Annotated in this window: 7 protein-coding genes; 4 read left to right on the top strand and 3 right to left on the bottom strand. The window is 40.2% G+C overall.

Going from position 1 to position 17,153, the window contains the following annotated elements; translation table 11 throughout:
• Positions 1-918: 918 nt before the first annotated feature.
• Positions 919-2,496: a T9SS type A sorting domain-containing protein gene (locus IPO83_07485; protein MBK9731115.1), complete on the bottom strand. Its 1,578-nt coding sequence runs from the start codon at positions 2,494-2,496 to the stop codon at positions 919-921.
• A gap of 284 nt (positions 2,497-2,780) precedes the next feature.
• Positions 2,781-2,972: a T9SS type A sorting domain-containing protein gene (locus tag IPO83_07490; protein ID MBK9731116.1), complete on the bottom strand. Its 192-nt coding sequence runs from the start codon at positions 2,970-2,972 to the stop codon at positions 2,781-2,783.
• A 634-nt stretch (positions 2,973-3,606) separates the two neighbouring features.
• Between IPO83_07490 and IPO83_07495 the strand changes: the two genes are divergently transcribed.
• From IPO83_07495 to IPO83_07510, 4 genes are all read left to right on the top strand, one after another.
• Entirely contained in the window at positions 3,607-5,883 is a 2,277-nt protein-coding gene (locus tag IPO83_07495) for a T9SS type A sorting domain-containing protein (protein MBK9731117.1), read from the top strand.
• Between the two features lie 308 nt (positions 5,884-6,191).
• Positions 6,192-7,775 (top strand): T9SS type A sorting domain-containing protein, encoded by a 1,584-nt coding sequence (locus tag IPO83_07500; GenBank protein ID MBK9731118.1) that lies wholly within the window; start codon positions 6,192-6,194, stop codon positions 7,773-7,775.
• Between the two features lie 666 nt (positions 7,776-8,441).
• On the top strand, positions 8,442-10,661 hold the full coding sequence (locus IPO83_07505) for a T9SS type A sorting domain-containing protein (GenBank protein MBK9731119.1): 2,220 nt from the start codon (positions 8,442-8,444) through the stop codon (positions 10,659-10,661).
• Positions 10,662-10,795: 134 nt separating this feature from the next.
• Positions 10,796-12,322 carry a T9SS type A sorting domain-containing protein gene (locus tag IPO83_07510; protein ID MBK9731120.1) on the top strand — a complete coding sequence of 509 codons (1,527 nt, stop codon included), beginning with the start codon at positions 10,796-10,798 and terminating at the stop codon, positions 12,320-12,322.
• Positions 12,323-13,302: 980 nt separating this feature from the next.
• Here the strand turns inward: IPO83_07510 and IPO83_07515 are convergent.
• Positions 13,303-17,118: a T9SS type A sorting domain-containing protein gene (locus tag IPO83_07515; protein ID MBK9731121.1), complete on the bottom strand. Its 3,816-nt coding sequence runs from the start codon at positions 17,116-17,118 to the stop codon at positions 13,303-13,305.
• Positions 17,119-17,153: the final 35 nt, after the last annotated feature.

Below are 17,153 nucleotides of genomic sequence, written 5' to 3' on the forward strand. Positions count from 1 at the left end.
AACGGGATTAAAAATCCCTTACTCAATAAGACAGGATTGCAAATCACAAGTGTTCGAAACCTTACTAGCTTTCAGCTTCGCTGAATAATTCAAAGAAATTCAAGTTTGAGATTTACACGGACGACGGCCATGATAGAGGAACAAAAGCAATGTCACACTGAGCGCAAATTATTTTATATCGAGTTCTTTGAGAATGACACTTTTAATACATCTTGAAAATTAATTGATCAAACCAAATGTCATTAGCAATGCATCGTCCAATCAACGCATCGTCCAATCAAAGCGTCATCCCGAATTTATTTCGGGATCCCCAATAAGTAGAAACGATGTCACTATGTATCTAAAAACTGCAACTCAAAAAAAACAATCCAGGCCTTTGGATACGAAGTTCAAATTGGATGGGATGCCGAAATAAATTCGGCATGACAGCCCCGTAGCGAGAAACGCTCTATCAACCCTTCATCAAGAATCAACCATCGTCCAATCGTCGCCTCATCACGAATACAAACTATTTTGCAAATCGATTTCTTTCAAACTCCCTCTTTTTTCACATCCAGAAAATCAAATGATTAAACTATGTGTCATTAGCAGCACTTCGACTACGCTCAGTATAAACTCAGTCGAAGTGAGACATTGCTTTCGTGGTCAGTTCTTCAGAAAAAATACCATGCTTCGACTCCGCTCAGCATGACATTTTTTTTATTACTCTCGTCACACAATGTTTCGAACACTTATAATTTGTAATCCCGTCCGTTTAAGTTTCGGATTTTAATCCGATGATATACCAATACGTTTTGTTAAAAAACGGGATTAAAAATCCCTTACTCAATAAGACCGGTTGCAAATCCGGACTAGCGGGAGAGCAAGAATATTCTCAGCATTACATAAAATAGGGATCACCATTCTAACAGCTACATTCTATTTATTAATTACCACTTTCTCAAAAGCCACTTCTCTTCCGCATTCCAACTCAATAAAATAGATTCCTGAAACAAGTCCGTTTCCCGAAATCGGTAGGCTATGATTTCCCTCTGAAAATTTTCCTGCTGCTATTATTTTTATTTTCCTGCCATATAGGTCGACTAGATTAATGGTGGTTTCAGAATTTTTTTGGATACTAAATTCTATTATCGAATGATCTGATAGCGGATTGGGGTAAACATGAACATTCAATTTATCGACGTTTAAATCATGAATCCCCACATTGAGACCTGTCGTATAGCGTGCTATTAGACAGCCCACTTCTGAACCCTGAGAAAGTTGTGTGCTACCCGTGAGGATGATTTTTCCCTCGTTATTTATTATAGCTCCATTACAGCCGGTTGAAAAGCCGATTGAAGTAGTAGTTATTCCGTTTACACCAAAAGATTCATCCACAAGACCTGAATTTTCATAGCGCAATAATAAAAGTTGGTCGGGATACTGATTGTATGATTCACCTCTTACTCCAGCTAAAATAATTCTTCCGTCCGGTTGAATGATTATTGAGGAACAAAATTCAAAAGCGTCAGGAGATGAATAAATGATAGTGCCGTCATTTCCAAATGATGAATCCAGAATCCCTTCGCTGGTGTACTGAAGTATCATTACGTCCACATCTTCTCCATTACTGAAATTTACTCCAATAAGAACTTTACCATCTTGTGTTATCGCTATTGATCTTGCACTTAACCAATCTGATGTATAATCACTAAAATCGGTTTTTGTTATACCATCAATGCCAAAAGCACCATCAATCGATCCATTGCTGAGGTATCTTATGCTAAACAAGTAATAATTCTGCGCACCTGTTACTAAAATTTTGCCGCCAGGTTGTAACGCAATTTCTTCAGGAACATCATTGAGTATGGGATCAACATTCGTTTTAACGATTCCATTTAAACCAAATTCTGAGTCCGGCGATCCTTCTGTATTTAGCCGTATTAAGAAAACATCTGACGGGCCAAATGAGGAAGAAAAATATCCGGTGATAAGAATCTTACCATCAGGTTGAATTTTCATAGCCTTTGTTTCATAGTCCAAATTGTCTGAAATGTCAGTTGCAAATTTTCCATTGTAGCCAAAAGAATTATCAATTGACCCATCGGAGTTGAACCGGAGAACAGCAACATCCCAGAAATAGTCGGTACCATTCCATTGCTTCGTTGCACCCGCAACCACTATCTTGCCATCCGGTTGAAGAGCACATTCTGCCACCGTTTCAGTAGCATTTATCTGATTCATTTTGTGGATGCTTATACCATTAGTGCCAAAAGAGCTATCAGGAATGCCCGAGCTTAGAAAACGTGTTACTGCACAATCCTGGTTCGAAAGTCCCGAAAAGATGATTTTACCATCAGTTTGCATTGCTGAGGAAGTGCTATTATTAAATTCAAATCCAAAATAAGTGGCTATTCCATTATTTGCGAAGGAAGAATCTAAAATACCTGCCTGAGCATAAGTAATAAAAGAATAGAAAAAGAAGACGCAAAAAAGGAGTAAGGTTTTGTTTTTCATAGCTCGCTGATGAAGGGATTGGAATTTAATCCTTCTCCAACGGACAAATACAATAGTGATTGCTTTGATTATCCTCCTATTTGGCGTCCGATTACAAAAGGATCTTTTAATTCTTAGATGTCATTTTAAAAAGCGGACGCTCAATTAAGGACGACTGCACCAATATGAAGAAACAATCATTGTAATAAACTGATGTAGGAGTTGCCACCAGAAAATTTTTCCCATCCCATCATGTCACACAACGGCGACACGGTAGAATGGGAACTGAGAATAAATTCATTGCATCACTGCTTTACAAATTTCTCTATAACCATATCATTGATCGTGTAGATTTTCACAAAATAAATTCCACTTGCCAGTTTTGAAATATCCGAGCACTTGTGATTTGTAATTCCGTCCGTTTGAGTTTCGGATTTTAATCCGATAATATACCAATACGTTTTGTTAAAAAACGGGATTAAAAATCCCTTACTCAATAAGACCGGATTGCAAATCACATGTGTTCGCAACATCATCAAAGCCTTATCCAATATACATCGTAGCTCTTTTCACAGGAACTTATTTTGAAGTAAGTGTTCCGTTCTGATTATGACGCTGATTATTTTGCAGAGTGAAAAACATTTAAAGAACAATTCATGTTTAATTTAACCTTCAATTTTATTCGTTGAAAGGATCATAGTAATCCATGCCAGTAAAGGGGTTCAAAGGTTTCGAACCTTGTGATTGCAAATCCGGACTAGCGGGAGTTTAGAACAAAAGCTTCCGGTTTGTAAGAGGGCTGATTAAATGGATAAAAAAGCTTTACAAAGTTTCCAATGAATTCCAGGAGCTGTTTCCCTTCAGAGAAAGGCTCCGGTTAATAGTTGCGATAAGCCGCGTTAATGAAGTCTGCTGCGCGCTTTAACATTGCTCAATAAATCAGTGCTTCGAAAATTTATACGGAATATTTCAGCATATAAAAACATGAATGATGCAACACATTTCTGGAAATATGCAACAGTTCAGGAGATGAGGGGCTTACCTTCGTTACTTTCAAATAAACAACCGACATAACGCAAGTCATATTTATCCGCACCTCCAACAGCTACCTTTAAGTCCAAATTTTTAATCATGAAAAAAATTCGCCGCTTCTCCGCAGTTTTATTTGCTTTTTTGTTCTTCATAGCTAGTCAAAAAGCTACAGCACAGGAACTTGATTGGGTTCGAACAACCGGCAGTACTGCCAGGCAAGGCGCAATGATAGCAAGGGATGCGCTCGACAATGTGGTATCCTGTGGCTACACCATCAACGACAGAATGTTTACGCGCAAGTGGGATCAATTCGGGAACTTCCTATGGGAGAAGCAAGACACATCAGAAATTTTTAACTACCGCGAACGGCCTACATGGATTGCTACGGATGCCTCCAATAACATTATTACCCTTGGCTATCGCTATTACGGAACAAGCTATCAACAGCCAAATGCCATTGTAGTTTTGAAATATTCGCCCACCGGAAATTTGATATTCAAGAGAACTATTGAAGGTGTAGTGGGGATTCCGTCGCGATGCGAACTTGACCCTTCAGGAAATATTTACATTGGGATAGCGGCAACTCTTTCAGGGGAGCCAGATTATGGTTTTAATTTGATAAAGCTTGCTCCGAACGGAAATACACTTTTTACAGCTATACATAATTTCGGAAGTTATTTTGGTGTGAATAACATGCGTTACCGAAATGGCTATATTGCTATTACCGGTATTACTTCAGTGCAAGGATTTAGTTTTAATATGACAACAGCTTTGTTTGATGCAAATGGAAATTATTTATGGGGAGTTGTTTCTAACAGCATCTATGCGGGAATTGATGTGGAGGTAGATAATGGTGGGAATGTTTATGTTGTGAATAAAGGTTATGCATCAGGGTTAGATGATGATATGGTGGTGACCAAATATAGTGTTACGGGTACTTTGCTATTTGCTTATTACTACGACAACAACAGCCAACACGAAGCTCCATCAAGAATCAATCTTCAACCTGATGGCAATCTGGTAATTTCAGGCGTAGGTACCTCACCGAGTACAGGACTTGAAACTTTCAAACTTTCGTCAACAGGATTATTAATTTGGGATGCGTTTTATATCACGCCATTCTCCGACATCCCTCAGTTATATTTTATGACTACCAATGCGGTTACAGGTGATGTATTTTTAACAGGCACAACTTCAATTTCAGGAAATCCTGCAAGCATCTTAACGATAAAATATGATTCGGCAGGGAATGAATCATGGGTTGCAAAGTATGACTCTACCGCTACGAGAGGAATGGGATTGGCAATTGCAAGTGATGGAAGTGTTTTCGTGGTCGGACTTAACTGGTGGACCATTCTGCACTACCTCAACATAACTTCAGGAGGAACGTGTGGCATCCCTGCAAATATTACAGTCAGTGGAATTAATAATAATGCCGCTACCATTTCATGGAATCCAATTGCAAATGCAATCACTTATCACATTCAATACAAGTCCTCCGCGTCAGCTATATGGGCCGAGGTTTCAACAGACCAAACCACAATTTTAATAAGCGGGCTATCACCGGGTGCAATGTATGATGTTAAAGTGGAAGCCGTTTGCAACAACGGCCCTTCCGGTTTCAGTGCCATTCAGCAATTCACTACTACGGGAGTGCCCTATTGTACATCATATGGTCTTAATCCCGCTAATGACAGGATTAATTTTGTCTGGATAGGTGGCATACAGAATCAAACATTGGATATCGACGGTTATGCCGACTATACTGCCTTATCAACCGACCTGATTAAAGGTTCTACGAATAGCATCATACTTAGCTCCATCATAGGTGGATCCTATAATCAAACATGGCGGATCTGGATAGATTTTAACCATGATGGTGATTTTCTTGATAATGGTGAAAAGAAAGTAGACTTTAAATCAAGCTTTAGCGGATGGAATAACAAAACTTTAAAAATTCCTAACAATGTATTATCCGGAATAACACGAATGCGTGTTTCGTTGAAAAAAGGCGGACCGGCCCAAACTCCCTGCGAAATTTTCGCTAAAGGTGAAGTAGAAGATTATTCGGTGAATATTCTTCCGCCTAAACTCGGATCTGACACCGGAAATAATACCAGTGAGAACACGGCTCCGCTTCAACTAAACATCTATCCGAATCCTGCAACTAACCTGCTTACGATTGACTTAAAGGGCTTTGAAGGAAAAGTTACGATTCAGGTGTTTGATCTCTCCGGAAAATTGATGTATGTACAGAACGCAGTTGCAATGGATCAATCACACATTGATATTAATTCCCTCGTGAATGGCATGTATATTCTTCGTGTAATGGATGAGAAAGGAAACAATGCGGCAACGAAGTGGATAAAAGAGTAGCAGGTATCTGAGATTTTAATATCAGAGAAGCTGATTCATCTGTTGAATCAGCTTCTTTTTTTTGGCACTTATTAAAAGTTCCAGTACTAAGAGGTCTTCGTCAATCATGACAACAGTCATAGCTCAACTTTAATAGACAGCCTAATTTTACTACCTGGATTTTCTTATCAGGAAAAGGCACCTGCTAATAAGTGTGATCAGCGTGACTTTGACTAAGGAAATTAATTGAATACCCGCTTAAAGATTTTAAAACAGTTAAGGCTTCCAAATCAATCCGGGAGAATTTTTAATCCGTTCAACTCAAAAACATGAAAAACATTTTACTTCAACTTACAGTTACTATTGCACTGTCAGTTGCCATTTCATTTGGAATAAATGCACAACCGGTATTAGACAATACCTTTAGTGGTGACGGATATTTATTAACCAATTCCGGTGGAGACGATTTTGCAAGGTCAGTAGTGATTCAAAGTAATGGCCGTATTCTCACCGGTGGAAACAGTTTCGGCAATTATGGTTATTCAGATATCTCCATCACTCGTACAAAAGCCAACGGTAGTCCTGACAATACATTCGGAACAGCAGGAGTCACCCGTATTATCGGTGGTTTTTTCTGTGACATGGCATTAACCTCAAGTGGTAAAATAATTGTAGCCGGAAGTGGTGTCGGTCCGACCAACGTGAACAATTTTATTGTTTACCGGCTGACAAAAAACGGTGTGATTGATAACACCTTTGGTAATAACGGTTCAGCCAAAGTGAATATGCCCGGCAAGAACATGATCTGCTATGATGTGCTCATTCAGCCTGATGGAAAAATATTGTTGGCCGGATATGCAGATGACGGATCTGGCGGTCATCACAACATGATCATTGCACGTTTAAAAGCAAATGGAAGTCTTGACAACAGCTTTGCAACAGCAGGAATATTTAAATTCTTACCCAGCAATAAAAGTTCTGAGTGCAATCAACTCGCTCTTCAACCGGATGGCAAGATCATCGCCTGCGGACATATAGACACACTCATTGTATTTTCGTTTTTCAGGTATGACATCGGCGCTCTGCGACTCAATATAAACGGGACACTTGACAACACCTTTGGAACCGGAGGCGTCGTAAGAGCGGACAAAGGATCTTCAGACATTGCTTCTTCAGTTTCAGTATTGACTGATGGCAGAATTATTCTTGGTGGAAGTTCAAACTATCTGGTCAACAACAGGTTTACCGCATTGTGTCTTTTACCGGATGGTTCATTTGACACCTCCTTCGGAACAGGCGGATGGAGTTTCTCCGACATCTATGGAAGTAATGCAGGATGTTCAGCGATGGTGACTGAACCTGATGATGATATCATCATGGCAGGTCTTGCTTACATCTATGCAGGGGCTTCCAATCAGGCTATTGTATTGGTAAAATTATTGAGTAACGGATCGCCGGATGCCTCTTTCGGCGATAATGGCATAGATACTTCATTTTACGGAACCTTTACTCAAGGGTGCAGTGACATTGCCTTACAAACCGACAATAAAATTGTGATTGCCGGCTATCGCTATGTTGGAATGGATGGTTACTTCCTTACCGCCAGGTACACCAATTCTGTTGCATTGGCGAAGCAATCAGCAATTCCTGTTGATCCGGACTCCCAATTCAACATCTATCCAAATCCAAACAATGGCGAGTTTGTTGTTGAAGTTTCAAATCTACTGTTTGATAACACTTCCATTACGATCACGAATCTGATGGGACAGGTTGTCTATGAAAATAAACTTTCTTCAGTGGAAAATCAAATGAAGCAACCTGTTTCTTTAAGTGTTGCTGTGGAAGATGGAATTTATTTTGTGACAATCAGAAACGGAGAAAAGGTGATTACTAAACGAATGTTGATACAGTGATCAATTAAAGAAGCATGAACCAGTATTAGGAACAATCAGTGTATCAATCGCAATCTTATCATTGTTCATTTCCTGAACCTGCTTCTTTTTGCGCGGAAGAAATTAAGGGTAGGACAATGGAATAATTGATTGCAAGTACTAAAATAATTGCACATGAAAAAAATATTATGGCGACTCACAGCGGTAATTACCCTGTCAGTTACATTCTCATTTGAAATCAATGCACAGCCTTTATTGGACAATACGTTCAGTACTCCAGGAACCAGGAGCCAGGACTGAGGATGATCAAATGGAAAGAAGTAACAGGTAGCGGATCATTCAGTTGAAATCATTTTGATTAGGTAACAACAGCAATCGTTTGCGTTAGATCTTGAATAGTTGTCAAAAAAAATGACAGATCATAATCATTCCACTCTTTAGACTTTCAATCAAAGCACTTTATTTCCTGTGTATTGAAGAGAAGCCGTTTCAGCTAATTTGCTAAAACGGCTTTTTTTATTTGCTCTCACTATAAAAGAATAAATCCTGTAATATAAATCCAGAATTGTGTAACACTTACAATGCCGGAGAAATCAACCTTGCAACTTCAAAGTCATGGACTATTATGAGTATTGTCATAGTTGCCAGAAATCATAGCGTATAATTTTGCCTGGAAAAATTCAGAAAATGAAAACGATTTATACATTCTTCATGTCGGTATTTATCTCAGTTTTTTTTGCCACAAAAGCTTTTTCACAGGCACCGGAAATTGAATGGCAGAATACGATTGGTGGCAACTACAACGATTATTTACAAACCATTCAACAAACTGCTGATGGCGGTTACATTATGGGTGGGTTTTCCTATTCAGATCTTTCAGGTGATAAAACAGAAGCGCTAATAGGTACAGATGATTTCTGGGTGGTGAAGATAAATTCCACAGGGAACATCGAATGGCAAAATACAATCGGTGGCAACAGCTATGACGAGTTGTATTCCGTTCAACAAACATCAGATGATGGATACATTCTCGGTGGACGATCTTATTCCGGATTATCAGGTGATAAAACGGAAGCGTCAGCAGGCGGTTGGGATTATTGGGTGGTGAAGTTGAATAGCGCAGGTGACATTGAATGGCAGAATGCCATTGGAGGAAGTGGTGATGATAACTTATGGTCTGCTGAAGAAACTGCAGATGGTGGCTACATACTTGGCGGATATTCTACGTCAGGTATTTCAGGTGATAAAACGGAAGCATCCATTGGTGCAGCGGATTACTGGGTAGTGAAACTGGACAACATCGGAAACATTGAATGGCAAAATACAATCGGTGGCAGCAATACGGATTATTTGGTTGCAATTCATCAGATAGCAGATGGAGGATACATATTGGGTGGATATTCTATTTCCACCATTTCAGGTGATAAGACAGAAGCTACCATTGGTGTTTATGATTTCTGGGTGTTAAAACTAAATGCTACGGGTAGTATCCTGTGGCAAAATACCATCGGCGGCAATTCAACGGAATACCTGCGCTCCATTCAGCAAACCTCTGACGGTGGTTATATTCTCGGCGGGTCATCTTATTCAGGTGTGGGTGGTGATAAAACCGAAGCCAATTTTGATGGCGGTGAATTCAAGGATTATTGGGTCGTGAAACTAAACAGCAATGGAAATGTGCAATGGCAGAATGCGATTGGTGCCATCGGTGATGATGCAGTTGGTGCTATCGGGCAAACATCGGATGGGGGATATATTATTGGCGGTTATTCCACTTCAGGAATTTCCGGAGATAAGTCCGAAGCATCATTGGGTAATTATGACTATTGGGTACTTAAGCTGAATGCTGCTGGTATTGTACAATGGCAAAATACTATTGGCGGCAGCAGCGGCGATTACCTGAATTCCATTCAACAAACAGGGGATGGTGGATTTATTCTTGGCGGTCATTCCTATTCAGGAATTTCCGGAGATAAAACTGAAGCTGTTACAGGTGGTGGTGCTTTTAATGATTACTGGATCGTCAAACTATATGGTACAACTCCTCTAAACTCAATTGTCACTAACGCCATCACTCCGCTTAATTATTTTCAAAATGGTACCGTTAGTATTCCCTACACCGCGACCGGTACATTTAACGCCGGAAATATTTTCACTGCACAACTCTCTGATGCATCAGGAAGTTTTTCATCTCCAACAGCAATCGGATCGCTTTCATCAACCTTATCAGGAATCATCAATGGGATAATTCCACTTACAACTCCTCCGGGATCTGCATATCGAATCAGGGTAGTAAGTGCTAATCCTAATATTTCCGGAACAGATAATGGCCAGAACATCACAATCAATGCGCTCACCTGTGATGTTCCTGACGGACAATCAGCTTCCAACATCACTTCGTCTTCCGCCAAACTATACTGGAATGCAAAAACAGCAGCAAACAAATACAAGGTTCGCTACAGAGTTACCGGCACTACTACGTGGACAAAAATTTCAGCAAACAACAATTTAAAAAAACTAACTGCCCTTTCAGCAGCCACACCATACGACTGGCAGGTTGAATCCATCTGCAATACGCTGGGACTCGGAATATCCACCTGGAGTTCCATGCAAAACTTCACCACCAATGCGCTGCGGCTTTCTTCAGAGGAAGAGATCAGCTTTAATGTTTATCCCAATCCTGTTACATCATTTGCAACTATCACCTTCACGCTGCATCAACCCGGAAATGTTTTGATCAGATTATTCTCTGTTGAAGGAAAAGAATTGATGGAGATAGCGAATGAGAATTTTTCTGAAGGAAATCATACAGTGAATTTTCCGGCAGGAACACTTGCTGCCGGGATTTACTTCGTGCAGCTTAATACCGATCAGGGAGTGATGACTAAGAAAGTGATGGTTGATTGAAATTCTAACAATCAATTCATTTTTAAAATCAGACGAAATGCATCCTTCGCTTCGTGAGTCTAATTGCTTTCCATATTAATAAGCAGCGGCTGCTGTTAAACAAATAATAATCATTCAATTAAAAAACAAATACAATGAAAAAGATTACCCCTTTTATCAATCGAGGTCTAAGAGCATGTGGATTTATTACCATCATTCTTTTAACAACATTATCCGATGGCCATGCACAGGATACCTGGACTCAAAAAGCAGACTTCGGAGGAACAGCAAGAGGCGGCGCTTCCGGATTTTCAATCGGCAGTAAAGGATATATAGGAACGGGCAATACGCTTGGAGGTCTTGTAAATGATTTTTGGGAATATGATGCTACCACCAATGCATGGGCGCAGAAAGCTGACTTCGGGGGAAGTGTAAGAAGGAATGCAGTGGGATTTTCTATTGGAAATAAAGGATACATCGGTACCGGTTATTCCTTTGCAGGACCTTATTTAAAAGACTTCTGGGAATATGATCCTGCCAACAACAGCTGGACACAGAAAGCCAGTGTTGGCGGAGCGGGAAGATTTCTTGCAGTTGGCTTTTCTATCGGCAGCAAAGGGTACGTAGGAAGCGGCGCCAATTTTTTCGTCTCCCCTTATTATAAATATGATTTCTGGGAATATGATCCTGCTACCGACACGTGGACACAGAAAGCAAATTTTGGCGCAGCGGGAAGGTATGCGGCAACCGCATTTACCATCGGCAACAAAGGATATGTTGGTACCGGTTACAATGCTGCTGAGGGAAATAAAAAAGATTTCTGGGAGTATGATCCTGCTACTGATAGCTGGACTCAGAAAGCTGACTTCAGTGGAACAGCCAGAAGAAGTGCTGCCGGATTTTCATTGGGCACCACAGGATATATCGGAACGGGCTACGATGGCACCAACTTTACCAATGATTTCTGGGCATACAATCCTGCTAATGATAACTGGTCGCAGCAAGCTAACTACGGCGGTTCTGCAACATGGACTGCAGTTGGTTTTTCCATTGGCGGCAGTGGATACATGGGTACTGGAGAGAGTTATACTAAAAGCTTTTGGGCATATACTCCCGGAATTTCTACCTGCGCAATTCCTGCAAATTTATCTGCATCTGATATTACCCCTTCATCCGCAAATTTAAGCTGGGATGCAGCGGCTGGTTCCATAAAATATAAAATCAGGTATAAAGCTTCCGGTACCGGTGCCTGGATCATTAAGAGTACAGCAGGTACATCATTAATTGTGAACGGACTTTCACCAACCACAACATATACCTGGCAGGTCAAAAATATTTGCGCATCAAATCCTGTTGTATCATCTGATTGGTCTGCGAAACAAAAGTTCGTTACAGTTGCTTTAAAGATCAGTGATGAATTAATTTCGCAAGCGATACTTCAAATTTACCCCAACCCTGTCGCTGATCACGCAACTATTCAGTTTACCGTTAATCAGCCATCTCATGTGCAAATAAGAGTGTTTGATGTGAGCGGAAGAGAAATGGAAACATTGCTTGATGAGAATATGGAACAGGGAGCATATTCAGTTCAGATCAATACGGATCATTTTACGAAAGGAGTGTACTTCGTGAAAATGATTTCGGATTCCGGAATAAACAATCAAAAATTGATCGTGCAGTAATTATCGTATCACTGCTTACTGTTTTAAGAGAAGCCGTTTCAGCCATCTGGCTGAAATGGCTTCTTTTCTTTTTACCATCACGTTGGTCGGGATTTGTAATCCCGCCCGTTTAAGTTCCGGATTTTTAATCCGGTAATGAATACGCTTTGTTAAAAACGGGATTAAAAATCCCTTACTCAAAAAGACCGGATTGCAAATCACAGGTGTTCGAAACCTTACTAGCTTTCAGCTTCGCTAAATAATTCAAAGAAATTCAATTTTGAGATTTACACGGACGACGGCCATGAGAGGGGAACAAAAGCAATGTCACACTGAGCGCAAATTATTTTATATCGAGTTCTTCGAGAATGACACTTTTAATACATCTTGAAAATTAATTGATCAAACCAAATGTCATTAGCAATGCATCGTCCAATCAAAGCATCGTCCAATCAAAGCGTCATCCCGAATTTATTTCGGGATCCCCAATAAGTAGAAACGATGTCACTATGAATCTAAAAACTGCAACTCAAAAAAAACAATCCAGGCCTTTGGATACGAAGTTCAAATTGGATGGGATGCCGAAATAAATTCGGCATGACAGCCCCGTAGCGAGAAACGCTCCATCACCCTTCATCAAGAATCAACCATCGTCCAATCGTCGCCTCATCACGAGTGCAAACTATTTTGCAAATCGATTTCTTTCAAACTCCCTCTTTTTTCACATCCAGAAAATCAAATGATTAAACTATGTGTCATTAGCAGCACTTCGACTACGCTCAGAATAAACTCAGTCGAAGTGAGACATTGCTTTCGTGGTCAGTTCTTCAGAAAAAATACCATGCTTCGACTCCGCTCAGCATGACATTTTTTTTACTACTCTCGTCACACAATGTTTCGAACACTTATAATTGCAAATCCGGACTAACGGGATTATTCAATACAGGGTAATGTTCGTGCAAAAAATACTACCCGATATTCATTTTTTTAACGCTAATAACTTATCGATCCGTTTTCAGCAGCTTACCATAAAAGGCATGACCTGATTTATCTTCAGCTCTTAAAACGTATACTCCTGAATGAAGCGATTTCCCGATTTCTATTGGAGAAACTATTTCATCATATTCCTCCAATAACTTACCATTCAAATCAAAAACAGATAAATGATACTGAGATGCTACCGGACATGAAACCGTAAACATATCTGTTGACGGATTCGGAAAAATGAAGCAGGTTAATACGGACTGTAATATTGCTGTTGCATAATCTACATTAATCTTTATTTTGGAAGTATCCATACATCCATTAATATCGGTCCCTGTCACAGTATATATTGTGGTTGCTGAAGGAGAAGCGATTACAGTATTGCCGCTTGTAGTATTGAGGCTGCTTGCGGGAAGCCATGTGTAAGTTGCCGAACCGCTTGCAACCAATGTTACAGACTGACCATTAATAATGGTCGTAGTATCCTGAGCGGTAATGGTTAATGGCTGCAACTGGCAGATTGCATCAGCACCGATATCAGATTTATAATTACTCCGCAACTGTCCTTCAAAATCCTGTACTACTGTTGGAAGGTAAAGTCCTGATTTTTTTATTGGTGAATTGACATCGACATGCAGATCGACTGTGCTGCCGGTGCCTGATGGCGCAATGTACAAGGGATCACCATAAAGACTGTGGATGTCATTGCCTGAAGATTGTTTCCATTCAGCAAGTGAAGAATCGAAAGCAGAGATCCAGCCACCGGTACCCGGTGCATAAAAAAGATTATAATCACATTCGGGGGTGGATTCATCGTCAGAAAAAATAACACAGTATCGCCCTCCGGATATAAAAACATTATCCTTATACATTCGGTTATTGGAAAGAATGTTGTTTGTGATAGTAATTAATTCATCATCGTAATACTCATTGTAAACTAAAAGGCAAACTGAATTTGAAGTTCCATTTACTTCCGATCCGCCAATGAAAACAGAGTTATTGACGATATTGTTGCCCTTGTCATTACCATCCTGACTACCTCTACCTATTCCATAGATATCAGAAGGTTTATTTGAGTTGAATGTATTGCCTGCTGAATCAACGCCCAGTGCCACCCTGTTATTGATCAGATCTATCGAATCGATCATAAATCCAATACCTGTAGCTGTTCCGTAGCAATTCGCATGGGAATACCATAAATGATGCACATAGTTATTTGCTGCAAGTACATAGGAGGAGGAATTTTCCTTGTCTTCCATACCGATACCAACGGCATATGGATACCCATCATTCATATTTACAAGATTGTATACTTCATTGTCAGAAATTACATGCGAACCCCCATTACTTCCAAAATCTATCCCGATAACATCACCACCTACTAAAGACGGATCTGAACCCGTAACATGGTTATAGATTTTATTGCCGGTGATTTCACAATCAGGTTGTAAAACGGTAACTGCTACCTCAATACCGGTTATCCAGTTGTTATCCGTAACCGAACTGGTAATACACGTAAAATTTGCAATGATGTTATTTCGAATAGTTGCTTTGGCGTAATTGAAGTTAATACTAATGCCTCTGCAACTGACCGGTGCATCGCAGTAGATGCTGCTGTATAGCGTCTCGTGCCCTACAACATTGTCTTCAATAACCACTGTATCCTGCCTATCTGAATAAATACCAATCATCTCCCGCGTTGAACCTCCCGTTATTAAAAGACCGCCAATCCGATTTCCGGAGATGACATGACTTCCGTGCGAATCATTCCAGATGCCGGTAAAGTGGGAATTGTAAACAGTAATTCCATAAGTAGAATCATTTGTGCCAACAAGGTTATTAGAGACAACAGTTCTTCCGCTATCAATATATATTGCAGCGCTGGAAAAAATATCAAGATCATCCAGCTTGTAGTTTGTAAAAATATTTCCCGTAATGTGACTGGTTGTTGCTGAAGATAATTTTGCATCGATCATTCTCAGGGGACCGTTTCCGGAAATGGTCATCATGGATCCCGTTGCCTGTGGGCCGGTTCCTCCAAAATAGTTGCTGTCGATCACAAAATTGTCAGCATTAGGATCGTTGATCTGGATTCCATAGAAGAAAGACGGCGCAGAACGGGGAGCTGTTTGATAGAAACTGTTTTTCGAAATGTTCCAATCCGTATTCCCCTTCATTACTGCAATACCGGCAGAAGTCTGGTTTGTAGCATAGAAGTTATAGATGTTATTATCGGATATGGTGATGTGATCATTGAATTTTCCCGGTGAACCGGAAGCATAAATCATGTACCGTGATGTAACATTTCCTTCATGAATATTACAATGATCGATGGTGTTGAAATCATTACCGGTAGCTTTGTTTGTACCGCCAAAATAAATAACACCTGAAGTGGTGGTGTCATTTTCTCCGGTAATTAAGCAATACGACAACTGGTTGTGTGAGGCATCATTCACAAAACGAACAGCACTTCCCCAGTCATCAGTATTGGAAATGGTAAGTTCTGATGTACTTCCGATACCTCCTGGCCTCCCATCAAAAGTTATATACGCAGCGCCATTCAAATCGATAGTAGCAATAGAATCATCTGAGCTGATAATCAGATCAGTTGCATTTGTAGCAGGTCGTATGGTTAATGTATTCGTTGCAGAAGAGAGAAACTTATTTCTGAATACCAGGGGAAATTCTTCTGACGTGCTGTTGTATCCCGGTTGCAATTCAAAGTAAGCAGCACCTGCAAGTAGTCTGCACTCCAGATCCCTGAGTGCCTCAGTGATAGTAGCATAGTCACCCGGAATGGTCTTCATACCGGAGACTTCAGGAAATAAAGTTGATACATCAGCTTGTTCCGGCGCTGAAGAATTATTAAGGTTATTAGCAGTTAGTTTGTAATAGTAATGAGTACCTGGTGTAAGGCTGGTATCTGTATAGAGGTAGGAAGCTCCGGCAGCATCTACGGTGTTCGAGACGACAGATGAAATTTTTGAATAGTCAATGCCATCCTCCGAGCGAAGGACATCGAAATGGCTTTCATTGGTTGAATTATCTAACCAGTTAAGTGTAAGACAAGCCGCATGCACATCGCTGATTGAAAACGATAAAGGCGTCGTAGGTTGGGTGATATCAGGTTCGAAGCGAAACAGGGTACCATCACTTATTCCATAAAAATTTTCGTTTTCTGCATATCCGTAGTTCACTGTGCTGGCACCGATAGGTAAAGCTGCCGAAATGCTAACCACATCATTGATTCCGCTTATAGCATCTGTAAAACCAATCGAGTAGTCTGTACTATTGCCATCAATATAATCATACACCATCTCTATCTTTCCTGTTCCTTCATAAAGCCATAGCTGCAATGTTCTGTAGGTGAAAGAGGAACCACTAATGTAGCCATACCATTGAATTACAAACTTCCTGTTGGGCGCTGTTCCTGTCATTTTATATTTCACATTCGCAGTCATTCCTTCGAAGTTCTCCAGATAAGGTGCTATAAAAGGATTGTTTTGATATAAGGCCAGATCCCCTGAGGTTTGCACTGATCCTTCATTTCCAAGCCTGATCCACCCGTTTAGAGATACGGAAAAGCCTCCGTAATATTTACCTGCAAAATAAAATTCGAAGGCAGAACCAAAGTCAATCAATGCAGTGGGTGTGTCGGTATCAGGATATTCACAGGCCATGGTGCTGCCGCTCATATTTTCCAGTGGCATCCCCGACGATATGGTAAACTCATAGTTTCCGGGAGCAAATAATTGTGCATTTGAATTGGTAAAGACTAATTGCAGAGAAAAAACGATCAACAGGATGCGAATCAGCATTGAGATATGCTTCATACTTGAATATTTAAAAACTAAAAGTAATAACCTGA

Source organism: Chitinophagaceae bacterium, from assembly GCA_016717285.1.
Classification (GTDB): Bacteria; Bacteroidota; Bacteroidia; order Chitinophagales; family UBA10324; genus JACCZZ01.

Excerpts from the sequence above, each read along its gene's own strand:
- IPO83_07510 (MBK9731120.1), top strand. The coding sequence starts at position 10,796 with ATGAAAAAGATTACCCCTTTTATCAATCGAGGTCTAAGAGCATGTGGA.
- IPO83_07485 (MBK9731115.1), bottom strand. The coding sequence starts at position 2,496 with ATGAAAAACAAAACCTTACTCCTTTTTTGCGTCTTCTTTTTCTATTCT.
- IPO83_07515 (MBK9731121.1), bottom strand. The coding sequence starts at position 17,118 with ATGAAGCATATCTCAATGCTGATTCGCATCCTGTTGATCGTTTTTTCT.
- IPO83_07505 (MBK9731119.1), top strand. The coding sequence starts at position 8,442 with ATGAAAACGATTTATACATTCTTCATGTCGGTATTTATCTCAGTTTTT.
- IPO83_07500 (MBK9731118.1), top strand. The coding sequence starts at position 6,192 with ATGAAAAACATTTTACTTCAACTTACAGTTACTATTGCACTGTCAGTT.
- IPO83_07495 (MBK9731117.1), top strand. The coding sequence starts at position 3,607 with ATGAAAAAAATTCGCCGCTTCTCCGCAGTTTTATTTGCTTTTTTGTTC.